21 protein-coding genes, 3 tRNA genes and 1 pseudogene are annotated in these 20867 nt (G+C 65.6%); 14 read left to right on the top strand and 11 right to left on the bottom strand.

Annotated features, from left to right (window positions below; translation table 11 throughout):
• Positions 1 to 27 precede the first annotated feature (27 nt).
• From KR49_RS12655 to sodX, 3 genes are read left to right on the top strand one after another with little or no spacing between them, the layout of a single operon-like run.
• Entirely contained in the window at positions 28 to 636 is a 609-nt protein-coding gene (locus KR49_RS12655; protein ID WP_043696159.1) for an FKBP-type peptidyl-prolyl cis-trans isomerase, read from the top strand.
• 42 nt (positions 637 to 678) lie between these two features.
• Positions 679 to 1152, top strand: coding sequence for a superoxide dismutase, Ni (gene sodN, locus KR49_RS12650; protein WP_043696156.1), 474 nt, complete (start codon positions 679 to 681; stop codon positions 1150 to 1152).
• Positions 1130 to 1519: a nickel-type superoxide dismutase maturation protease gene (sodX, locus tag KR49_RS12645; protein ID WP_253912771.1), complete on the top strand. Its 390-nt coding sequence runs from the start codon at positions 1130 to 1132 to the stop codon at positions 1517 to 1519. Before sodN ends, sodX begins: the two co-directional genes overlap by 23 nt.
• Before the next feature lie 24 nt (positions 1520 to 1543).
• Here the strand turns inward: sodX and KR49_RS12640 are convergent, their stop codons facing one another.
• The 6 genes and pseudogenes from KR49_RS12640 to KR49_RS12615 form a co-directional block, all read right to left on the bottom strand.
• On the bottom strand, positions 1544 to 2212 hold the full coding sequence (locus KR49_RS12640; RefSeq protein WP_043696153.1) for a hypothetical protein: 669 nt from the start codon (positions 2210 to 2212) through the stop codon (positions 1544 to 1546).
• Positions 2213 to 2254: 42 nt separating this feature from the next.
• Positions 2255 to 3140, bottom strand: a pseudogene (gene trpC, locus KR49_RS12635) (indole-3-glycerol phosphate synthase TrpC).
• Positions 3141 to 3164: 24 nt separating this feature from the next.
• A complete protein-coding gene (gene lpdA, locus KR49_RS12630; protein ID WP_043696149.1) occupies positions 3165 to 4607 on the bottom strand; it encodes a dihydrolipoyl dehydrogenase in 1443 nt (480 codons plus the stop codon).
• Positions 4604 to 5443: an RNA methyltransferase gene (locus KR49_RS12625; protein ID WP_043697549.1), complete on the bottom strand. Its 840-nt coding sequence runs from the start codon at positions 5441 to 5443 to the stop codon at positions 4604 to 4606. Before KR49_RS12625 ends, lpdA begins: the two co-directional genes overlap by 4 nt.
• A gap of 47 nt (positions 5444 to 5490) precedes the next feature.
• Complete coding sequence (locus tag KR49_RS12620) at positions 5491 to 5739, bottom strand: hypothetical protein (RefSeq protein WP_043696145.1); 249 nt, start codon at positions 5737 to 5739, stop codon at positions 5491 to 5493.
• Positions 5740 to 5773: 34 nt separating this feature from the next.
• Positions 5774 to 5857, bottom strand: a tRNA-Leu gene (locus tag KR49_RS12615).
• Positions 5858 to 6015: 158 nt separating this feature from the next.
• Between KR49_RS12615 and murA the strand changes: the two genes are divergently transcribed.
• The 5 genes from murA (at position 6016) to KR49_RS12590 (ending at position 10417) form a co-directional block, all read left to right on the top strand.
• Complete coding sequence (gene murA, locus KR49_RS12610; protein WP_043696142.1) at positions 6016 to 7317, top strand: UDP-N-acetylglucosamine 1-carboxyvinyltransferase; 1302 nt, start codon at positions 6016 to 6018, stop codon at positions 7315 to 7317.
• Between the two features lie 43 nt (positions 7318 to 7360).
• Positions 7361 to 7443, top strand: a tRNA-Leu gene (locus KR49_RS12605).
• Between the two features lie 13 nt (positions 7444 to 7456).
• Positions 7457 to 8638, top strand: a complete 1182-nt coding sequence (locus KR49_RS12600) for an aspartate aminotransferase family protein (protein WP_043696139.1) — start codon at positions 7457 to 7459, stop codon at positions 8636 to 8638.
• Positions 8639 to 8654: 16 nt separating this feature from the next.
• Complete coding sequence (locus KR49_RS12595) at positions 8655 to 9878, top strand: folylpolyglutamate synthase/dihydrofolate synthase family protein (RefSeq protein WP_043696136.1); 1224 nt, start codon at positions 8655 to 8657, stop codon at positions 9876 to 9878.
• Positions 9879 to 9922: 44 nt separating this feature from the next.
• Positions 9923 to 10417: a pentapeptide repeat-containing protein gene (locus KR49_RS12590; protein WP_253912880.1), complete on the top strand. Its 495-nt coding sequence runs from the start codon at positions 9923 to 9925 to the stop codon at positions 10415 to 10417.
• Positions 10418 to 10435: 18 nt separating this feature from the next.
• Here the strand turns inward: KR49_RS12590 and KR49_RS12585 are convergent, their stop codons facing one another.
• The 3 genes from KR49_RS12585 to KR49_RS12575 are packed head-to-tail and all read right to left on the bottom strand — an operon-like array spanning position 10436 to position 13492.
• On the bottom strand, positions 10436 to 11785 hold the full coding sequence (locus KR49_RS12585) for an FAD-binding oxidoreductase (protein ID WP_043696130.1): 1350 nt from the start codon (positions 11783 to 11785) through the stop codon (positions 10436 to 10438).
• 25 nt (positions 11786 to 11810) lie between these two features.
• Positions 11811 to 13064, bottom strand: a complete 1254-nt coding sequence (locus tag KR49_RS12580) for an amidohydrolase family protein (protein ID WP_043696127.1) — start codon at positions 13062 to 13064, stop codon at positions 11811 to 11813.
• Positions 13061 to 13492: a DUF4359 domain-containing protein gene (locus KR49_RS12575; protein WP_253912770.1), complete on the bottom strand. Its 432-nt coding sequence runs from the start codon at positions 13490 to 13492 to the stop codon at positions 13061 to 13063. The genes KR49_RS12580 and KR49_RS12575 overlap by 4 nt, the downstream gene beginning before the upstream one ends.
• A 42-nt stretch (positions 13493 to 13534) precedes the next feature.
• On the opposite strand from KR49_RS12575, the gene KR49_RS12570 reads away from it, so the two are divergent.
• Positions 13535 to 13607, top strand: a tRNA-His gene (locus tag KR49_RS12570).
• A gap of 4 nt (positions 13608 to 13611) precedes the next feature.
• Here KR49_RS12570 and KR49_RS12565 read toward each other — a convergent pair.
• Together KR49_RS12565 and KR49_RS12560 are read right to left on the bottom strand one after the other, a co-directional pair.
• Positions 13612 to 14682, bottom strand: a complete 1071-nt coding sequence (locus KR49_RS12565; protein WP_043696124.1) for a DUF1611 domain-containing protein — start codon at positions 14680 to 14682, stop codon at positions 13612 to 13614.
• On the bottom strand, positions 14682 to 15758 hold the full coding sequence (locus KR49_RS12560; protein WP_043697544.1) for a dipeptide epimerase: 1077 nt from the start codon (positions 15756 to 15758) through the stop codon (positions 14682 to 14684). The genes KR49_RS12565 and KR49_RS12560 overlap by 1 nt, the downstream gene beginning before the upstream one ends.
• A gap of 83 nt (positions 15759 to 15841) precedes the next feature.
• Between KR49_RS12560 and miaB the strand changes: the two genes are divergently transcribed.
• The 5 genes from miaB (at position 15842) to ftsZ (ending at position 20864) form a co-directional block, all read left to right on the top strand.
• On the top strand, positions 15842 to 17245 hold the full coding sequence (gene miaB, locus KR49_RS12555) for a tRNA (N6-isopentenyl adenosine(37)-C2)-methylthiotransferase MiaB (RefSeq protein ID WP_043696121.1): 1404 nt from the start codon (positions 15842 to 15844) through the stop codon (positions 17243 to 17245).
• A 37-nt stretch (positions 17246 to 17282) separates the two neighbouring features.
• Complete coding sequence (locus KR49_RS12550; RefSeq protein ID WP_043696118.1) at positions 17283 to 18341, top strand: D-alanine--D-alanine ligase family protein; 1059 nt, start codon at positions 17283 to 17285, stop codon at positions 18339 to 18341.
• Positions 18342 to 18373: 32 nt separating this feature from the next.
• On the top strand, positions 18374 to 18784 hold the full coding sequence (locus KR49_RS12545; RefSeq protein WP_043696115.1) for a hypothetical protein: 411 nt from the start codon (positions 18374 to 18376) through the stop codon (positions 18782 to 18784).
• Complete coding sequence (locus KR49_RS12540; protein WP_071839752.1) at positions 18772 to 19632, top strand: cell division protein FtsQ/DivIB; 861 nt, start codon at positions 18772 to 18774, stop codon at positions 19630 to 19632. Before KR49_RS12545 ends, KR49_RS12540 begins: the two co-directional genes overlap by 13 nt.
• Before the next feature lie 80 nt (positions 19633 to 19712).
• Positions 19713 to 20864: a cell division protein FtsZ gene (gene ftsZ, locus KR49_RS12535; RefSeq protein ID WP_043696108.1), complete on the top strand. Its 1152-nt coding sequence runs from the start codon at positions 19713 to 19715 to the stop codon at positions 20862 to 20864.
• The last annotated feature ends 3 nt before the right edge of the window (positions 20865 to 20867 follow it).

Genomic DNA, 20867 nt, shown 5'->3' with positions numbered 1-20867 from the left:
AGAATCAGCCGGTCCGAACCGGTTCCCGTGCGCGACATCCTGATCAGTTCCACCGTCTGCGTTCTCTGTCTGCTGCTGGCCCTTGTCAGCCAGCTGGTGGCGCCCTCGACCGTCAACGCAACCGTCAACACTGCTGTTTCGTCTGAGATCAGTTCCGGGCCCAGCACGGCCAAAGCCAGAACCAGCCCAGGCTTCGAACTCGATCCGGACGACCCCAACCCGACGCTTTTCGCCATGGCACCCGACGACACCCTCGCCGACGCTTCCGCTCTGGGTGGTCCCCTGGAGAGCCCCGACACCCGCCTGACCACCAGCGGACTGAGCATCACCGAACTGGAGATCGGGAGCGGCGCAGAGGCGGCTCCCGGACAGACAGTGGTCGTCAACTACCGCGGCACGCTGGAGAGCGGCAAGGAGTTCGACAGCAGCTACGGGCGCGGCCCCTTCAGCTTTCCTCTGGGAGCCGGCAGGGTGATCAAGGGCTGGGATGAAGGCGTGGCCGGGATGAAGGTTGGCGGCAAGCGCAAACTCGTGATTCCGCCTGATCTGGCCTACGGGAACCGCGGCGCCGGAGGCGTGATTCCCCCCAACGCGACGCTGATCTTCGAGGTCGAGCTGCTCGACGTGAGGAAGTGAGTGGCAGTTAGGCTCAGATCAAGCCAAACCCACTCTTATCCGATGCTGCGCTCGGCCCTCACCGCCCTCGTCAGTGCCCTTCCCGCCCCTGTTGTCGAGGCTCACTGCGACGGCCCCTGTGGTGTTTACGACCCCGCCTCTGCCCGTGTGGCAGCCGAAGCGGTGCTGTCCATGACCAAGAAGCTGAAGGGCCTGGAGGCACCCGCTGCCGGCGACGCCGCCGCCCTGGCCGCGTTCAACAACACCTTCGGTCGTTACGTGGCCATCAAGGAAGAGGAGGCCCAGAAGACCAAGAAGGAGCTGCTGATTCTCTGGACGGACTATTTCAAGCCCGACCACCTGGCCACCTTCCCTGACCTGCACGACACCTTCTGGAAGGCAGCCAAGCTCTGCAGCGCCTGCAAGGTGAACATCGATCAGGCCAAAGCCGAGGAACTGATGGCAGCTGTGGAGAAAATCCACGGCATGTTCTGGCAGTCCAAGGGCCGCAGCGATGCCTGGGTCACAGCCTCCTGAGCCCATTCAGCCTCAGATAGGCCAGCCTCCTCCGCAAGCAGCTCTCAGCGATCTGCTTGCCCTGTTTCTGTTTCGCCGTCGTCACATGCGTGTCGACGGCTTTTCCATGGCACCGACCCTGGTACCCGGTGACCTGGTTCTGATCACGCCGAGGCAGGCCGGGGCGACGCTTCCAGCCCTCGGCTCGATCGTTGTGGCACGCCATCCTGATCGACCCGCGACCCGGATCATCAAGCGGATGGCGGACGTCCAGGACGGGGGTCTTGTTCTGCTCGGTGACAACCCTGGGGCAAGCACGGACAGCCGTCAGTTCGGGGTTGTCCCCTCTCGGCTGCTGATCGGCGAGGTGACGTCTGTGGTGCGCTGAGCGACGCCGCTCGGAACGCCCCCTTCAGAACATCGCCGCTGACGTGCGGTGCAACCAGAAGACACCCGTGAGGATGGAGAGTGCACCGGTGCCTCCGACCAGGAGGGGCAGCAGCCTGGCGCCGCTGCGCAGGGTGAGGAAGGAGACCACAGCCACAACGGCGAGCATCGCTGCCATCGAGCCGCAGAGATACGACAGCAGATAGGTCGCGGCACCGAGAGGTGGAAGGGCCAGAGCCGGAATCACAGCCAGCAGATGACTGGCCCCCGCCAGACCGTGCAGAAGCCCCAGTCCCGACGCGGCATGGGCATGCCGGCGGTGGTTGCTCTGACCCCGGACATGCAGGTGCAGGTGCTGGTGGATTGCGTCACCTTCGTGATGGTGTTCATGGCTGTGCAGTTCCAGACCGAAGGCGGTTCGCACCGCCAGGCCACCGACCACCAGCAGAGCCACGCCCACCAGGAACTCCGCCCAGGCAGACATCGCCTTCACGTGGGCCAGATCCTTGATTCCGATCGCGATCAGCGCCAGCACCACCACTCCGACGGAGTGGCCGGCCCCCCAGGCCAGGCCGGCCCGCAAGGCCGGCAGGGGCTTCCGCAGGGAGAACGGAGCCATGGCCACGAGATGGTCGGCTCCACCGACCACGTGAACAGCACCGGCGGCGAAACCGGTGAGGACGCTGATCAGCACTGCACTGCTCCGAAGACGTTGATTCTGCAGGACCGGTCGGATCTATCCACCGATCAGCGTGGTCAGGGCCATCTGCACGTCCTGCTGACGCATCAACGCCTCCCCCACCAGCACGGCTCCTGCACCGGCTGCCTGGACCCGATCGAGATCAGAGCGGCTGAAGAGGCCGGATTCACTGACCAGCAGAGCCTGCTGCTGCTGAAGACGAGGTCGAAAGTCCTCGGTCAGTCGCTCGGTGGTCGTCAGATCCGTCTCGAAGCTGGTGAGATCCCTGTTGTTGATTCCGATCAGCGGGAATTCACCGAGGGTCAGCACCCTCTCCAGCTCGCCGGCGTCGTGAACCTCCACCAGAACGTCCAGGCCAAGACTGGCGGCGGCTTTCCGCAGATAGCGCAGATCCTGGTCCGTGAGAATCGCGGCGATCAGCAGCACGGCATCGGCGCCAGCCGCACGGGCCTGGAACAGCTGGTAGGGACTGAGCACGAATTCCTTGCAGAGCAGGGGAAGATCCACCGCCTGTCGCACCTCCACCAGCACATCAAAGCCGCCCTGGAAGAACGTCTTGTCGGTGAGCACGGAAAGACAGCTGGCACCTCCGGCTGCGTAGGCCCGGGCAATGGCTACGGGGTCGAAGTTTTCCCTGATCACTCCCTTGCTTGGACTGGCCTTCTTCACCTCAGCGATGACGGCCGGCAGCACCGGAGCGGAACGCAGGGCAGCGATGAAGTCGCGGGTGGGAGGCAGCTCGTCGATCTGGCGCTTGAGGTTCTCCAGGGGGGACCCGCTCACGCGCCGCATCGACCTCACGGTCCTTGGCCCAGACGATTTTCTCCAGGATGTGCCTGGGTTCCTGCTCATCGTGCGGAACGGCGTATTCCAGATGCGCCACGCGCACCTTCGGATTGGGGGGACGACGACGGATCTCCATGGTTCAAGTAAAGGGTTGATCGATTCAGGAGACGAGCTGACCTGCGGCCTGCTTGTAGGCCACTTCCACCACCTCGCTGAGCGTTGGGTGGGTGTGCACTTCGGTGGACAGCTGACGCACGCTCTGGCGACGAGCCACGGCATTGGCCACTTCCTGAATCAGATCGGCGGCGTGCAGACCGTAGATGTGAGCCCCCAGCACCTCGCCGCTGGCCTTGTTGAACAGAAGCTTCATCAGGCCATCACTCTCCAGCTCAGCAAGAGCCTTGGAATTGGCCTTGAAGTAGCTGCGCACCGCTCCGAGCTGAAAGCCTTCCTTGGCCGCAAGCTCCTTGGCGTCTGCTTCGGTGAGGCCGACCGAGCTGATCTCGGGATGGGTGAAGGTGGCCGCCGGAATGCTGCGGTAATCGATCTGGCGGCTGTGGCCGAGGATGTTGTCCACAGCGACCGTGCCCTGAGCAGCCGCCGTGTGCGCCAGCATCAACTTGCCGGTCACGTCGCCGACAGCCCAGAGGTGGGGAACGGGTTGATCGTTCACCAGCACCCGCATTCCGTCGTCGATCGGCACGAAACCACGGGTGGTCTCGACGCCGAGAGACTCGAGGTTGAGCCCTTTGCTGCTCGGCACCCGTCCGGTCGCCACCAGAACCGCATCCACCTCAAGAGTCTCCACAAGCTCCCGACTTGCGAAATCCGCCAGTTCGATCCGCACCGGACAACCCGGCGTCACCTTGCTCGCCAGGACCCCGGATCGGGCATCGATGTCGCGGCCATCGATCAGATGGCGACCGGCGATCTTGGCGATGTCCGGATCAAAGGTGGGCATCACCCGATCCAGAGCCTCGATCATCGTCACTTCGCAACCGAGGGCGGTGTACACATCGGCGAACTCCAGGCCGATGTAGCCGCTGCCGATGATGGCGATCCAGCGCGGCAGCCACTCCAGATTGATCGCCTCATCACTGGTGAACACCGTGCGGCCATCGGTCTCGATACCGGGCGGGACAAAGGGGTCCGAGCCGGTGGCCAGGATCACGTCGCGAGCTCGCAGCATCCGATCCACGCCGCTCGGCTCGCGCAGACCGACCCGCTGGGATCCTTCCAGGCGACCATGACCGCGCAGGATCGTGACGCCCGCCCGTTCCAGCGACTTGGTGAGGTTGGTGCGGATCGTCTGCACCAGCTGATTGGCATGGTCAGCGATCTTCTGCCGCTCAAAGCGCACCGGCGCGGCGTGGATGCCGAAACTCGCCAGATGCTGATCATCGGCCAGTTCACGCACCTTGCCGCTGGCCGCCAGCAATGCCTTGGAGGGCACACACCCCCGGTTCACGCAGGTGCCGCCCATGTCACGCGATTCGATGATCGCGGTCTTGAGGCCATGCTCCGCAGCATGCTTCGCAGCATCGAAACCGCCGTAGCCGGCGCCGATGACGATGACGTCGAAATCGAAACTGGCGTCGCTCACCCGGACTGCTGCGATGTTGTGGCGGTCATTGTCGCCCTTCGGCGCTCCAGGAGCAGGGGGACCGCGGCGGCGGCGACATTCAGAGACTCCACCCGATCGCTGTGGGGAAGGGTGACGGCATGGGTGCAGCAGGCCTGAAGCCTTGGATGCAGGCCCGCTCCTTCCGTTCCCAGCACCAACGCCGTTGGTCGGGTCCAATCCAGTTGCCAGTAGGGGATGGGGCGACTGGTGCCTGCCGCATCCGGCACCAGCGTGGCCACCACCTGAATGCCGGCCTCGGCCAGCTGCATCAGCCGTGCTTCGAGCTGATCCAGCGCAGCCTGTTCATCGGGCCCGAAACGATGGTGAGGGAGTTGCAGCAGAGCCCCTGCGGAAGCCCTCAGCACCTTCGGGCTGAGGGGGTCAACACCTGAGCCGAGCCATGCCAGCTGTACATCAGCGGCGAGCGCCGTGCGCAGGAGCGTTCCGAGATTGCCTGGATCCTGGACCCGATCCAGCACCAGCATCAGATCCGGGGCGGAGGGAGGCCGGGGGAGCATGGAGAGCGGTGCCAGACAGGCCACCCCGTCAGGAGTCACGGTGGTGAGGGCTGCCTGCAGGACGGATTCCGTGACGCACTGGCGCTGGACGGTGGGATCGAGGCGCTGTTCCAGGTCGGCGTGGATCCCCCACCAGCGTTCCGTGGCCACGATCTCCAGCGGACTGCGGCCAAGACGAAGCAGTTCCTGCAGCAGATGAGTCCCTTCCAGCAACAGCAGGCCCTGCTGCTCTCGCCCCTGACGCGTGGTCAGGCTCCGGAGCCGTTTCACGAGCGGATTCCGGCGGCTGCTGATCAGGGAATCGGATGCCCCGGACACGGTGGATGGAATGACCGTGGTCCTGGTCAGAAGCTGCTGTGCTTCCGCACTTTCAGGCCTTTATGAACGGAGAGATCGTCGCCGCTGAGGTCGAGCCCATTGATCGCAGCGATCTCGCCTTTGAGACCTTCAGCAGCGAGATTCTCAACCAGCTTCTGAATCACCTGATCCTCGACTGCGGCGTTGTCGATGGAATCGGGAGTGAGGCGTTCCAGGAAACGACCCACCTTGGAAGCGACGACCTCGGAAGCGTTGGAGATCTTCAGGACAATCATGAAGTCGGTAGGTGTCTCATAACCGACAAGCTAGTGCGGATGGGGAGACTTGAACTCCCACGATGTTGCCACCACTAGTACCTGAAACTAGCGCGTCTACCAATTCCGCCACATCCGCTGGCGTGTGTCGCTCAGGCGACAAGACGAACATACGGCATCGGCGATCAGGGCTCCTGAGCAACAGGCGCGAAGGCAACAACCAGTTTCAACTCCGGCCGTCTAGACGGTCTCAAGAGTGCTTGCAAAAATGCGCCCGTAATCAAGAAATCAGTAGAGATGACGGCTGCGGCAATCGCGTCTCAAGAGATTCTCAAGCCGCATCTCACTGTTGCAGGTGGACATTCCTTAGGGGGAACCATCCGGGTCAGCGGAGCCAAGAATTCCGCCCTTGTGCTGATGACGGCCAGCCTTCTGACCGCCGACACGCTTGAGCTGTGCAACGTCCCGGATCTGACGGATATCGGCGGGATGAGCGAGATCCTCGTGTCCCTCGGGGTGAAGGTGGAGCGTCAGGCCGATCGCGTCCGACTCAACGCAGCCGTTCTGTCCAGTTCCGAACCCCCCTATGAACTGGTCAACAGCCTCCGGGCCAGCTTCTTCAGCATCGGACCCCTGCTGGGCCGCCTCGGACACGCCAAGGTGCCCCTGCCTGGAGGCTGTCGCATCGGGGCCCGTCCTGTGGTGGAGCACATCCGGGGGCTGAAGGCTCTTGGTGCCGTGATCCAGGTTGAGCACGGGATCATTCACGCCAACGTGCCCGGCCCGAACAAACGCCTCAAGGGCGCTTCGATCATCCTGGACTGCCCAAGCGTCGGCGCCACAGAAACCATTCTCATGGCTGCCGTGCTGGCCGAGGGCACCAGCACGATCGAGAACGTGGCTCAAGAGCCTGAAGTCCAGGACCTGGCCAACCTGCTCAATCGCATGGGCGCCAGGGTCAGCGGCGCCGGTAGCCCCGTGATCACGGTGGAGGGTGTGGAGTCGCTGCACGGCTGCCTGGATTATCCGGTGATCCCTGACCGCATCGAGGCCGGCACCTTTCTGATGGCTGCCGCCATCACCCGTTCCAGGCTGCGGGTCGAGCCTGTGGTTCCCGACCACCTGAACGCTGTTCTCCAGAAACTTCGCGACTGCGGCTGTCATCTGGACATCGACGCCACAGGGATCACGATCACGCCGAAGGAGATCACGGCCGTCGACATCACCACACAGCCCTTCCCCGGCTTCCCGACCGATCTTCAGGCACCCTTCATGGCCCTGATGACGACGGCTCGCGGAACGAGCGTGATCACCGAGCGGATCTACGAGAACCGCATGCAACACGTGGGGGAACTGCAGCGGATGGGAGCCTCGATCCGGGTGGACGGCAACACCGCAATCGTTGAGGGGGTGTTCAGGTTGAGTGCGGCTCCCGTGAAGGGAAGCGATCTGAGAGCTTCAGCAGCCATGGTGCTGGCCGGCCTCGCGGCCGACGGCACCAGCAAGGTCAGCGGACTTCAGCATCTGGACCGCGGATACGACGACATCGAAGCCAAGCTCAACGGGGTCGGAGCTGTCATTTCACGCCAGGCCTCCTGAGTTGATCGATCAAGGCTGAGTCAGTCCATACAATTCCTCTCAGGGGAGCCTGGCGGAATTGGTAGACGCAGCTGACTCAAAATCAGCCGGCCACTGGTCTTGGGGGTTCAAGTCCCCCGGCTCCCATTCATCGGCTGTGATGAACACCTACAGCCGGTTTCCGCTCACGCTGGTGCGTGGGGCCGGATGCTGGGTGTGGGATGACCGTGGGACGCGCTATCTGGATGCCGTCGCCGGCATCGCCACCTGCAGCCTCGGCCACAGCGATCCGGTCATGCGCCGCAACCTGGGGCGTCAGCTGCGTCAGCTGCAGCATGTCTCCAACCTGTATCGGATCCCGGAACAGGAAGAGCTGGCCACCTGGCTCGTCGACCACAGCTGTGCCGACAGCGTTTTCTTCTGCAATTCCGGCGCGGAAGCCAATGAGGCCGCCATCAAGCTGGCTCGTAAACATGGCCACACCCGACGCGGCATCGAGCGTCCGGTGATCCTGACGGCGACGGCCAGCTTCCACGGCCGCACCCTGGCGGCGGTGACGGCCACGGGGCAGCCGAAATACCACCAGGGGTTTGAACCGGTCGTCGATGGGTTCGATTACGTCCCCTACAACGACCTTGAAGCCTTCGAGAGCTGCCTGAACCGCCATGAAGCGGCCGGACCATCGGTCGCTGCCGTTCTGATTGAACCGCTGCAGGGCGAAGGGGGCGTGAACCCTGGAGATCGGGTCTATTTCCAGAAGCTGCAGGAGCTGTGCAGAGCCCGCGACATCCTTCTGATCCTCGATGAGGTGCAGGTGGGCATGGGTCGGAGCGGCCGTTGGTGGGGCTACGAACACCTGGGCATCGAACCCGATGCGTTCACCCTCGCCAAGGGACTTGGTGGCGGGCATGCCATCGGGGCCCTGCTGGTGCGCGCCCAGGCCGATGTTTTCGAGCCCGGGGATCACGCCAGCACTTTCGGAGGCAATCCTTTCGCCTGCCGGGCAGGCCTGACGGTGGCCCGCGAAATCGAACGCCGCGGCCTGCTGCTGCAGGTGGAGCAGCGCGGCCGACAGCTGCGGGAGGGGCTGGAAGCTCTGGTGCTCCAACACCCCCACCTGCTCTCGGGTGTGCGGGGATGGGGCCTGATCCAGGGACTGGTGATCCGTCAGGACAGCGGCATTACCGCCCCTCAGCTCGCCAAGGCGGCGATCGATCAGCGATTGCTGCTGGTGGCAGCAGGTCCATCGGTGCTGCGCATGGTGCCGCCCCTTGTGATCAGCGCCCGCGAAGTCCGTCAGCTGCTTGAGCGACTGGAAACCACGCTGCGCGTGGCCGGCTGAGGGAAGCCCCGGGGCGATGACCGCGACCGACCTGTCGGATCTGATTCCCCGCTTCGATCTGCGCGGCATGGATCTGCAGCTGGATCGCATGCAGGCGGCCCTGGAAGCGCTGCGCTCCCCCTGCCAGGAGGTCCCGGCGATTCAGGTCGCCGGAACAAACGGCAAGGGGTCGATCGCCAGCTTTCTCGCCTCAGCCCTTCACCGGGCTGAGATCCGCTGCGGACTCACCACCTCTCCCCATCTGATCAGCTGGTGCGAACGAATCCGCGTCGACGGCAGACCGATCGCCCACGACTGTCTGAGAGACGCGCTGATCGCCCTGCGGCCCATCAGTGATCACCATCGGCTGACGCCCTTCGAACAACTTCTGGCGGTCGCCCTCAGCCATTTCCATCGTGAGCAGGTGGAGCTGCTGGTGCTCGAGGTGGGACTCGGCGGGCGCCTGGATGCCACCACAGCTCATCGCTGTCGTCCGGTGATCGCCCTCGCCGCCATCGGTCTCGACCACTGTGAACATCTCGGGGAGACGCTCACGTTGATTGCCCGGGAAAAGGCGGCCGTGATCACGCCGGGCGCCACCGTGATCAGCGCCGTGCAGCCGCCGGCGGTGACCGCCGTGATCGAGGAGACCTGCCGGCAGCAGGGAGCCAATCTCCACTGGGTTGCGCCCCTGCCGGACGACTGGCAGCTCGGCCTCGCCGGGGTGATGCAGCGCCACAATGCCGCGGTTGCCCGCGCAGCCCTGCAAGCTCTGGCACCGCTGGGGTGGACGGTGGACGAGAACGCCATCCGCTGCGGCTTCGCGGAGGCACGCTGGCCAGGACGACTGCAGAGCGTCCGCTGGCAGAACCATCCGTTGCTGCTGGATGGAGCCCACAACCCACCCGCTGCCGCCCAGCTGGCCCTGGAGCGTGGCCGCTGGCCCGGTGAAGACGCCGGGGTCTGCTGGATCCTGGCGATGCAAGCCCACAAGCAGGCCCCAGCGATGCTGGAGCACCTGCTAAAGCCCACTGACCGGGCCTGGATCGTGCCGGTGCCGGACCATCACAGCTGGACGCGCAGCAGGCTGGCGGAGCAGTGTCCCCAATGGCACAACCAACTGCTGGAGGCCGACAGTGGTGAGGCCGCCCTGCTCGAGATCCAAGCGCGCGGTGCCTGGCCCCGCCCGATGCCGGTCGTGGCTGGATCGCTTTATCTGCTTGGGGATCTGTTCGCCAGGGCGGTGGTGACGGCAGAGTGATGCCTGCGACCAGCCCCCCGATGCGACAGCTGCTGCTTCCCCTGATGCTGACGCTGCTGATGGTGCTCACACCAGCGGCCCATGGCCTGGATACGTCAGCGGGGGTGGGACTGCAGGACCGGGCGCTGTTCCAGGAAACCGTGGACTTCACCCTCACCAACCAGGACAGCGGCGATTTCCATGGTCAGAACCTGGCCAACACCTCATTCGCTGGGGCCGTGGGCCGACGCGCGGATTTCAGTGGAGCGAACCTGCACGGAGCGATCCTCACCCAGGGGGCTTTCGCCGAGGCCGACTTCCGGGGCGCCGATCTCTCCGATGCCCTGATGGACCGCGCCGATTTCTCGGGCGCCGATCTGCGGGACGCTGTTCTGAGCGGAATCATCGCCTCAGGAAGCAGCTTCAGCGGTGCTCAGATCGACGGCGCTGACTTCAGCGATGCCCTGCTGGATCGCGACGACCAACGACGGCTCTGTCGCGAGGCCGACGGCATCAATCCAGCCACCGGCGTCGCAACCCTGGACAGCCTTGGCTGCTGAAACAGCCTGGCTGCTGAATCAACTCCGCTCCTGCCAACCACGCAGCTTGCCTGGATTGAGCAGCCCCGCCGGATCGAAGCGCTGCTTGGCAGCCACCTGATCGGCATCCACGACCCCCAGGCCCCCATCCTCCACGGTCACCACGTGGGGGTTGAACAGCACCGCGCCGACGCCGCGGCAATCCTCCATCAGCTGATTCAGACGCTCAGCCCCCTGCCAGCGCACCAGCGGCAACGCCGCCAGTCGGGTTGCGCCCTGCTGCCGCACCGCCTCGAGATGCCAGAGAAGGTTCTCTCCCCAGCTGGCCCGCAAGGCATCCATCGCCGCAGCCTCCGGCTGCGGCAGCAGCATCTGCAGATAGGTCCAACCCGGATCGCTGGCACGCATGTGCAGGGTGGTGTGATTCCAGCTCAGCTCCCGCAGGCCACGGCCGCCACCGAGCTCCTCGGGGCCAAGGTCATGCACGGCAGCACCGAAGCTGCGGGCCAGACGCGTCACGCTGCTGATCCCATCCGGTGAGACCAGCAGCAGCACCCGGTGATGCTCGCCACCGGGGCCGCTCCAGTCGGGGAGTTGCTGCAGCACCGGCCGTTCCAGCAGGGTGGCGAGATGCAGGCTGACCGCGGATCGGCAGCAGGCCTGCAGCAGGGCGACGGCATCGTTCCAATCAGCACAGTCGAGGCTGAGCTGGTGCCAGTCCACTGCCGGGGCTGTGGCCAGCTTCAGGGCCGTGATGATGCCATTGGTGCCATAGGCATGATTCAGGGCTTCCGCCTGCTCACCCGACAGCGTGAACCGCCGGGGACGGACCTCCATGGAGACCGCCTCCAGGCCCAGCAGATGCCCGGGATCACGCAGAAATCCCCAGCGGATCGAGCCGATGCCACCGGAGCCACCGGCGATGAATCCGCCGATGGAAGCGCTGCGCCAGGTGCTGGGCAGCAGCCGCAGCTGGCGACCGGCGCGGCGCAGCTGCTGATCCAGCTCCCGCATCGGGCAGCCGGGTTCCACCGTCACCACCCCGGTGAGGGGATCCAGTTCCCGGATCGCCCGCAGGCCACCGCTCAACATCACCACGCCCCCCTCCAGCGGCACGCACTGGCCGTAATTGCCGGTGCCTGCTCCGCGCACGGTGAGCGGAACGCCATGCTGCGCACAGACAGCCGCCAGCCTCTCCACTGCAGCGACATCGGCAGGACAGACCACCAGCTGCGCCCGGCAGGCAGCCAGACGCTCCGTCAGCACCGGTGAATAGTCGTAGGCATCGCGGGACAGGCGTGCCAGCTCCATCGGGTCCGTCTGGAGATCCATGGCCGGATCCAGCTCCAGAACCTGCCGGACGGCGGCGAGGGCGGCGGCATCTCTCATCACAGCAGGGCCGGGCTGTTGTGGTCTAACGGGTGGGCGGCCGCCACCAATGGCCCGCGATCAGGATCTGTCTTGCCGGGGGGCTCATCAACGCCTCGGACCAGCTGGAGGCCTCCAGCAGCATCAGATCAGCCGGGGCACCCTCACGAATCACGCCATCCCAGGCAAGATCCATCAACGCTGCGGCCGCCGTGGTGAAGGGCGCCAGCCCGAGACGCTGCCAGGGGGCCAGTTGCGCCAACGGCAGACTGGAGGCCATCAAGGCGATCGGGTCGAAGCCACCGGCAGGGAACCAGGGGTCAGCGACGTTGTCGCCACCCACGGCGACGCAGACGCCGGCCCGCTGCAGCTGATGGATCGGGGCCAGAGGGCGAAGCACCGGGGTGCGGCCGGGGCGACGGGCCAGCAGCCAGCCGTTGGTCAGCGGCAGGGCCGCCACCCGCAGATCGGAGGCGGCCATGCGCCGGCAGATCCGCTGCAGAGGCCTGTCGGCAAGCAGGCCGAGGCTGCTGGCATGACTGCAGGTGATCGGCAGCGGCGGCCGCTCACGCTCCAGCACGTGCAGCAGCTGCCGCAGTCCAGCGGCGGGGGTTCTGTCGGCCTCATCGATGTGCAGGTCGATCCCGCAACCGAGCTGCTGCGCCAGGCGAAGCATCCCTCGCAGGGACTGGCGCACCGTCGCTCCCCGGCAGGGGGGCACCAGGACCCCGCCGAGCAGACCTCCGGCCGCCGCCACGCGACGAGCCAGCGTCGCGCCGTCCGGAGTGCTCCAGTGATCGATGGGCACCAGGGCCACCAGCTGCAGGGTCAGCCGATCCCGCCAGCGATCCCGCAGCTCCAGGAGGGCCTGCCAGCTCGCCTCCGCTCCAGGGCCGAGGCTGTCGATGTGGCTGCGGACCGCCCGCAGGCCCCTGGAACAGCCCAGCTGCAGGGCCCGTTCCGCCCGCTCGAGAACAGCCGTCTGCGTCCGCTGCTGATGCTCCTCCAGATTGGCCGCCAGGGCACCGCTGTAGGTGCCCGAGAGATTGGGATGTGCGGACCAGGTGAAGGCCTTGTCCAGATGAACGTGAGGATCCACCAGCCGAGGCAGCACCAGCTGGCATGGCGGAGCCTGCTGCTGCGGGAGGGGCTCAGGCATCAGCAGCCGTCCGTCCCGCCAGCGCAGCCGCACCGCTGTGAGGCCCTCGGCAGTGGCGCTTGGAACGGGTTCAGCGGCCGGGAGCTGCAGGAGGCTGCGCGGAACCCAGGCATCGAGCCATGGCGTCGGGTCGGCCGTCACTCAGCCCCGCCGTCGCTGGTTTGCGTGTGAAGGGTGAGAAAGCGACCGGCACCGGCAAGGGTGACCACCTCGACGCCCGGCAGCGTCAGACCGGGCAACAGCTCCTGGCCGCCCACCCGCGTGGTGTAGATGCTGGCCACGAGCAGATTGCGTCGGGTGGTGAAACGGCCCGCCAGCGACGCAAGGGTGGGCTGCTGTGAGGCCACCAGCCCCGGACAGTCCCGGATCCACAACCGCAGCACCATCGGCAGACCGCTGTTCTCACACAGCTCTTGCGTGGCCAGGGTCACGAGCTGCCGGCCAGCGTGGGCCTCGTACTCCTTCATTGAGGGATTGGTTCCAGCCAGAGCGAGGGCTCCTCCAGCCCCGATGACGACGGCGATGATCGCCGCGAGGGGCAGCCGCCGGGAGGACTGTGAGGGCTGCACCGGGTTGGCTGCGACACGGATTGGTAGATTCTCACCGACGCGGCGGGCGTCGCCAAGTGGTTAAGGCAGCGGCTTGTGGCGCCGCTATTCGGGGGTTCGAATCCCCTCGCTCGCCCTTTTCATTCACCGCAGCTGTTCAGCACAGCGTCCAGAAGCCTTTCTCCGCCCCAGCGGATTGGATCTGTGCAGGGAAGTCCGATCTGATCGGAGACCGACGCAACGGCTGATCGCGCATCCTGCTCCCCTAGACGTGCCGTGTTGAGCGCAACGGCCCGCACCCTCGGAGGCGCACCAGCCGCACGGGGTCGGCCCAGGGCGGCGAGGGCCTCACAGAGGTTGACCAGCTCCTGCAGCGCCGGCAGAGCAATCTGCGGCAGCCGCTCGATGCTGGTCTGATCGGCCCGGTGGACCAGCAGCAGATCCGTCGGCTGACTGCCGCGCAGCAACGGAAGCGTTGCCGTGGATCCCGGATGACACAGGGATCCCTGACCCTCGACCAGCACAAGACCGTCGGCGGGAAGCGCCTCGGCTGCCTCCAGAACCGCCGCTTCGACGGCGCCGGCGGCGTAATCGACGCGGACCGCATCAAGGGGGACCCCGCCGCCGGCGATCAGGATTCCGGCCTGGCCGGTGCCCACGAAACGACAGGGGAGATGCCGACGCCTTGCCGCCTCAACCAGGGCCAGACAGGCACTCATCTTGCCGACGGCCATGTCCGTGCCCAGCGCCAGCAATCGCCGGCAGGACAGAGCAGCCGCCCGCGCCTGCCCGACCCGCACATCCTCCGGTTCACAACGCAGATCCCAGATCCAGCGCCCGGGCTGCCGCGCCGAGCACAGCTCCGGGTCCTGCCCGAGACGCGTGTGCAGGCCACTGGCCAGACTCAGGCCGGATCGCAATGCCGCCAGGGCATCCCGGCGAACCGGATCCGGAAGACGCCCTCCGGAAGGAGCCAGGCCGACCACGGCCACCTCGGGCACGAACGGCAGCGCCTCCTCGAGCGAGGCGACGATCGGCACATCCCGCCGGATCCCGGTGATCCCCTCCAGGGACCCCCCAGCATGAACGGGATCGATCACAGCCACGATCGGGCCGAAGCGATGGCGCAGCATCGCCAGCCCCGTCTTGCCGGTGAGACTGTCCAGCCCACCGTGCTGCAGCAGCACGACCCTGTCCTCCGCCGCAAGCATCAGGAGGCCTCCCGTCGCTCGATGCCCAGCCCTGGATACCGGGACGGCATCAGACGGTCTCCCTCCAGCGGCAGCCCGTCGAACGGGTCATCGATGAGATTGAGATGGCTATCGAGATCCGGCCAGCGGATCAACGGCAGCAACTGAGCAGCCGCACCATTCAGCAGCCGGCTGTCGGAGTAGCAGCCCACCATCAGATCAAGGCCGAGCTGTTGCGCCACCCGCGCCATCAACCAGGCCTGACTGAGGCCACCGCTCTTGAGCAACTTCAGGTTGACCCCATCCACGTGGGGGGCAAGACGCAGCAGATCCTCGAGCCCCCAGCAGCTTTCATCCGCCACGAGCGACATCGGGCATTCGGGATGCAGAGCCGCGAAACCGGCGGAATCGCGCTCCGGATCCAGATGAGGAGCAAGCGGCTGCTCCAGCAGCACAACGCTCCGCTCCTGCAGAAGCGGCAGCATGCGGCGGGCCTGGTCCAGGGTCCAGCCACCGTTGGCATCCACCTGGAGCTCCGCCGCAGGACGACGGTCATCGCCGGCCATGGCATCCGCCACCGCCGAGAGCAGCGCACGGTCGTGCTCCAGCCCGTCAGGGCTCCCCAGCTTGAGCTTGACCCGGGTGACCGGCATCAGCTCACGCCAACGCTGCAACCGCTGCAGCACCTGCTCCACCGCAGCGAGGCCAAGCGTGACGCTGGTGGCCACGGAACGGGCCCCATCCAGCCCCCAGAGCTGCCAGACCGGAGCCTGCAAACGGCGGCCTCGCCAATCCCAGAGAGCGAGATCGAGGGCACATCGTGCCGGTGGCGTGAGGTCCGCCAGCAGCGGATCGAAACCCTGCGGCACAGAGGGATCCAAACCCTCAAGCCGTGGCAGCAGCGTCTGCAGCTCGATCTCCACGGCGTCTGTGGAGTAGCCCCGGTGGCCGGTCTCGAATCCACCGGTCTCGCCGCGGCCTGTGATGCCATCCCGGCTGATGCTCAGCTCCAGACGCTGCACAGCCGAGGTGGTCCCGCGGCTGATGGCCAGAGGTACCGCCTTGGTGAGGGAGAAACGCCTGAGGCCCCAACCCATGCCGGCCAGTGTCCAGTCACCAAACTGACACAACACCGTCGTGACTCAAACTGAGAGCAGCCCCTCCTCTCTCCTCCCCCGCCTTGGTCGTCTCCGCTCCAGACCGCACCAGCATCGGCACGGATGCGCGCGGCAGCTACTGGATCACCACCTTCGGCTGCCAGATGAACAAGGCGGATTCCGAGCGCATGGCCGGCATCCTCGAAGCGATGGGCTACCGGGAAGCCAGCGCTGAACTGGAGGCGGATCTGGTGCTCTACAACACCTGCACCATCCGGGACAACGCCGAGCAGAAGGTTTACAGCTACCTCGGTCGACAGGCTCAGCGGAAACGGACCAATCCAAACCTCACGCTGGTGGTGGCCGGCTGCGTGGCACAGCAGGAAGGGGAATCGCTGCTGCGCCGGGTTCCGGAGCTTGATCTGGTGATGGGTCCCCAGCATGCGAACCGCCTGGAGACCCTGCTCCAGCAGGTGGACAGCGGTCAGCAGGTGGTGGCCACGGAGGAGCACCACATTCTCGAAGACATCACCACTGCACGGCGTGACAGCCGCATCTGCGGGTGGGTCAACGTGATCTACGGCTGCAATGAACGCTGCACCTACTGCGTGGTGCCCTCTGTGCGCGGCAAGGAACAGTCGCGCCTCCCGGAAGCGATCAAGCTGGAGATGGAGGGTCTGGCAGCCCAGGGGTACAAGGAGATCACCCTGCTGGGTCAGAACATCGACGCCTACGGCCGTGACCTGCCGGGCATCACGCCGGAGGGGCGCCGCCAGCACACGCTCACCGACCTGCTGCATCAGGTTCATGACGTGGAAGGGATCGAACGGATCCGCTTCGCCACCAGCCATCCGCGGTATTTCACCGAACGGTTGATCGACGCCTGTGCTGATCTCCCCAAGCTCTGCGAGCACTTCCACATCCCCTTCCAGAGCGGCGACAACGACCTGCTGAGGGCGATGGCCCGCGGCTACACCGTGGAGCGCTACCGGCGCATCATCGACCGCATCCGCGAACGGATGCCCGATGCCGCCCTGAGCGCCGATGTGATCGTCGCCTTCCCCGGTGAGACCGATGCCCAGTACCGCCGCACTCTGGAGCTGGTGGAATCGATCGGGTTCGATCAGGTGAACACCGCGGCCTATTCACCACGTCCCAACACCCCGGCGGCGACCTGGGACAACCAGCTGCCCGAAGCGGTGAAGGTGGAGCGACTGCGGGAACTGAATGCCCTGGTGGAGCGCACTGCGCGAACCCGCAATGCCCGCTACACCGGCCGCGTCGAGGAGGTGCTGGCGGAAGGGATCAACCCGAAGGATCCCCATCAGCTGATGGGGCGCACCCGCACCAACCGGCTCACGTTCTTCAGCGCAACAGGGCCGGATGGCCACAACTGGAATCCCGGTGATCTCGTGAGGGTGACGATCGACGCGGTGCGTTCGTTCTCCCTGAGCGCCACCCCCCTGCCGGTGGCGGAACAACGCTGATACCTTTGGCGCGCCTCAGACCGCACAGCGCGTCGAAATGACCAGCCAGCGCAAGCATGTCGGCCTCGTGTTCGGTGGCGTCTCCGGTGAGCATGAGGTTTCCATCCGTTCAGCCAGCACGGTGCTGGCTGGATTGACGAGCGGCAGCAATCCGGAGCGTTACGCCGTGACGGTGCTCTACATCGACCGCGAAGGCCGCTGGTGGGGACCCGGGATCGCTGCCGCGGTGCTGGAGAGGGGCGAAGCCGCCACCGACGAGCAGCTCCCCCACCCCCTGCCGCCCGCAGGATTCCGGGGACTGCCGCAGGACTGTGAGGCCATCGACGTCTGGTACCCCGTGCTGCACGGCCCCAACGGCGAGGACGGAACCGTGCAGGGGCTGTTCCGCCTGATGCGCCAACCCTTTGTGGGAGCCGGTGTGCTCGGATCCGCCGTGAGCATGGACAAGCAGGCGATGAAGGCCGCCTTCGCGGCCGCCGGACTCTCCCAGGTGCCCTACGTCTGCGTTCAGGCCAGCGAACTGAAGGACGACACCACGTTCAACCCGCTTCTGAAGCGCATCGAACAGCTCGGTTATCCCTGCTTCGTCAAGCCAGCCAACCTCGGTTCATCGGTCGGGATCAGCAAGGTGCGCAACCGGGCGGAACTGGTTGAGGGCCTCCACAAGGCTTCCCTCCTGGATCCGCGGCTGGTGGTGGAGCAGGGGGTCACGGCACGGGAACTGGAGTGCGCCGTGCTGGGGCGGAACGACCTGAGGGCCTCCGTCGTCGGGGAGGTTCGTTTCGAAGCCGACTGGTACGACTACGAGACCAAGTACACCGCTGGACTGAGCTCCACACTGATTCCGGCGCCGCTTCCAGACGGCGTCGCTGATCGGATCCGACAGCAGGCTCTTCAGGCCTGCGAAGCGGTCGGGGTCCTGGGCATGGCCCGTGTGGATTTCTTCTACGACGAAGCAGCCGGAACGATCTGGATCAATGAGATCAACACCCTTCCTGGATTCACCAGCCAGAGCATGTACCCGATGCTTTGGGCAGCAAGCGGCTTAACACTCGATCAACTGGTGCACGAACTGGTGGAAACAGCTGGAGAATGAAGCAACGCCCACGGTCGACCCCCGCCTGATCCATGAGCCACGGCCTGCTCTGGTTACCCCTGCTGGCGGCCTTCGTGCTGCTCGCCGCCCTCGGCTGGCTGGAACGCCGGCGTCAGAACCTCTTCCGCGACTGGGCGGAGGGTGCCGAGCTGGCGAAGCTGGACGGCTGCGGCGGCGCGCGGCTGAAGGATGGCCATCTGATCTGGAGCAGCTTTGAAGCCGGACGTTTCCAGGATCAGGGGCAGTTCGATGTCTGCCGGCTGGAGCTGGTGGAACTGATGGCTCTGGCCTCAGGAGATGCCCCCCTGACAGACGAATCCCAGGGGCGCTGCCGCCTGCGCCTGGTCGGCAAGGACAAACAGATGGACGTGCCCTTCGCTGATGCGGACCGCGCCCGGCGCTGGGGCGATCAGCTGATGGCACGGGCCCGGTGCGATCTGTGACGAAGCAGGCGCCTGCGAAGCGACAGCGCAAGCCAGTGACCCTGACACCGCAGCTGGAACGCAGGCGTGCTCTGCGGCGTCAGCAGCGTGCGCAGCTGTTGATCCAGATCTGGCGCGTGCTGGTGCTTCTGCTGCTCAGCACAGGGCTGGGCTGGATTCTGCTGCGCCATGGCTGGACCCTGGAAGGCACCAATCAGGTGATCGTGCGCGGCGACACCGGGATCTCACCGGATCTGGTCGCCAAAGTCGGAGGGTTTTCGTTTCCGCAACCGCTTCTGGAGATCAACCTCAAGACCCTGGAATCACAACTGCGACAGGAGCTGCCAGTGCAATCCGCCCAGGCGGACCGCCGACTGCTGCCAGCGCGACTCCACGTGCAGCTGGTGGGTCAGATCCCCGTTGCCCGGGCGACCCGACGCCTGGCCGGCGGCATGGAAACGGGAATGGTCGACGGGGAAGGGCACTGGATCCAGACGAACACCAAAGCTCCCAGCCCGGCCCCGACGACGGCCATCACCGTTGAGGGCTGGAGCCCCGATAAACGGGCTGTGCTGGCCAAGCTTCTCGAACAGCGCGGCCGGATCAGCGACAGTCTTCAGACCATCGTCCTCCACCCCGATGGCGCCATCAGCCTCCGCACCCGAAGCCTCGGACTGATCGATCTGGGGCGCGACAGCGACCGACTGGTGCAGCAGATCGACGCGATCGTCCAACTGAACAGCACGATGCCCCCCCATCTGCTCGATCAAGGACAAGGTTCCATTGATCTGAGCAATCCGGATCGACCGGAACTGGAGCGACCCGCCAAGAAGCCCGAGCCCGCTGAGAAAGCGACACCAGGAGCTTGAAACGCTGACGAAGTGTTGCCGTTCCTTTCCGCCGGACGGAACGTATCCAAACTTTCCCGGTTCAGAGCCGCAGGGACATAATGCAGCCAAACCTGAACGGATCGGTCGAAAAGATGGAGATCGTCAGCGGTGCGTCATCCCAGCATGCCGCCGGCATTCAACCCAGTCAGTCCGCCCGCATCGAGGTGATTGGTGTTGGTGGCGGTGGCAGCAACGCCGTCAACCGCATGATCCTCAGCGATCTTGAAGGTGTGGCTTATCGCGTTCTCAACACAGACGCCCAGGCACTGATTCAGTCCCAGGCTCAGACGCGTCTGCAACTGGGACAGACCCTTACCCGCGGCCTGGGCGCCGGAGGCAACCCCACCATCGGTCAGAAGGCCGCCGAAGAGTCCCGCACCGACCTGCACGAAGCACTGCAGGGGGCGGATCTGGTGTTCATCGCCGCCGGCATGGGTGGAGGAACCGGAACCGGTGCGGCCCCGGTGGTGGCTGAGGTCGCTCGTGAGGTCGGAGCCCTCACAGTGGGCATCGTCACCAAGCCTTTCGGTTTCGAGGGCCGCAGGCGCATGCGTCAGGCCGATGAAGGGATCACACGGCTTGCAGAGCATGTGGACACCCTGATCGTGATCCCCAACGACCGCTTGCGCGATGCGATCGGCAGCGCACCGCTTCAGGAAGCCTTCCGCAGTGCCGATGACGTGCTGCGTATGGGTGTGAAGGGCATCAGCGACATCATCACCTGCCCCGGCCTGGTCAATGTCGACTTTGCCGATGTGCGCTCGGTGATGACCGAGGCCGGCACCGCCCTGCTGGGAATCGGCATCGGCTCCGGTCGCTCCCGCGCTGTGGAAGCCGCCCAGGCCGCCATCAGCAGCCCTCTGCTGGAGACGGAGCGGATTGACGGAGCCAAGGGCTGCGTGATCAACATCAGCGGAGGCCGGGACATGACCCTTGAGGACATGACCACGGCGTCGGAAGTGATCTACGACGTCGTCGATCCCGAGGCGAACATCATCGTCGGTGCTGTGGTGGATGAAGCCCTGGAGGGCGAGATCCACGTCACCGTGATCGCCACCGGCTTCGAGAACGGTCAGCACTACCGCAGCGAGCGATCTGCAAGCCGCCCCCTGACGGCTCAGGCTCAGCGAGGTGACCGCCGCGAGATCGATGACAACGGCGCCCGTATTCCCGAATTCCTGCGTCAGCGCCAGCATCAAAGCGACAGCTGAAGA

This window comes from Synechococcus sp. KORDI-49, assembly GCF_000737575.1.
GTDB lineage: Bacteria > Cyanobacteriota > Cyanobacteriia > PCC-6307 > Cyanobiaceae > Parasynechococcus.
The sequence above is the reverse complement of the archived record's forward strand: the minus strand, read 5'-3'. Positions and strand labels throughout refer to the sequence as shown.

What these genes read in the sequence shown, in the direction of transcription:
- sodN (WP_043696156.1), top strand. Translation starts at nt 679, where the DNA reads ATGCTGCGCTCGGCCCTCACCGCCCTCGTCAGTGCCCTTCCCGCCCCT.
- sodX (WP_253912771.1), top strand. Translation starts at nt 1,130, where the DNA reads ATGCCTGGGTCACAGCCTCCTGAGCCCATTCAGCCTCAGATAGGCCAG.
- KR49_RS12620 (WP_043696145.1), bottom strand. Translation starts at nt 5,739, where the DNA reads ATGATTGTCCTGAAGATCTCCAACGCTTCCGAGGTCGTCGCTTCCAAG.
- murA (WP_043696142.1), top strand. Translation starts at nt 6,016, where the DNA reads ATGACGGCTGCGGCAATCGCGTCTCAAGAGATTCTCAAGCCGCATCTC.
- KR49_RS12600 (WP_043696139.1), top strand. Translation starts at nt 7,457, where the DNA reads ATGAACACCTACAGCCGGTTTCCGCTCACGCTGGTGCGTGGGGCCGGA.
- KR49_RS12595 (WP_043696136.1), top strand. Translation starts at nt 8,655, where the DNA reads ATGACCGCGACCGACCTGTCGGATCTGATTCCCCGCTTCGATCTGCGC.
- KR49_RS12590 (WP_253912880.1), top strand. Translation starts at nt 9,923, where the DNA reads ATGCTGACGCTGCTGATGGTGCTCACACCAGCGGCCCATGGCCTGGAT.
- KR49_RS12585 (WP_043696130.1), bottom strand. Translation starts at nt 11,785, where the DNA reads ATGAGAGATGCCGCCGCCCTCGCCGCCGTCCGGCAGGTTCTGGAGCTG.
- KR49_RS12565 (WP_043696124.1), bottom strand. Translation starts at nt 14,682, where the DNA reads ATGCTTGCGGCGGAGGACAGGGTCGTGCTGCTGCAGCACGGTGGGCTG.
- KR49_RS12560 (WP_043697544.1), bottom strand. Translation starts at nt 15,758, where the DNA reads ATGGGTTGGGGCCTCAGGCGTTTCTCCCTCACCAAGGCGGTACCTCTG.
- KR49_RS12550 (WP_043696118.1), top strand. Translation starts at nt 17,283, where the DNA reads ATGACCAGCCAGCGCAAGCATGTCGGCCTCGTGTTCGGTGGCGTCTCC.
- KR49_RS12545 (WP_043696115.1), top strand. Translation starts at nt 18,374, where the DNA reads ATGAGCCACGGCCTGCTCTGGTTACCCCTGCTGGCGGCCTTCGTGCTG.
- ftsZ (WP_043696108.1), top strand. Translation starts at nt 19,713, where the DNA reads ATGCAGCCAAACCTGAACGGATCGGTCGAAAAGATGGAGATCGTCAGC.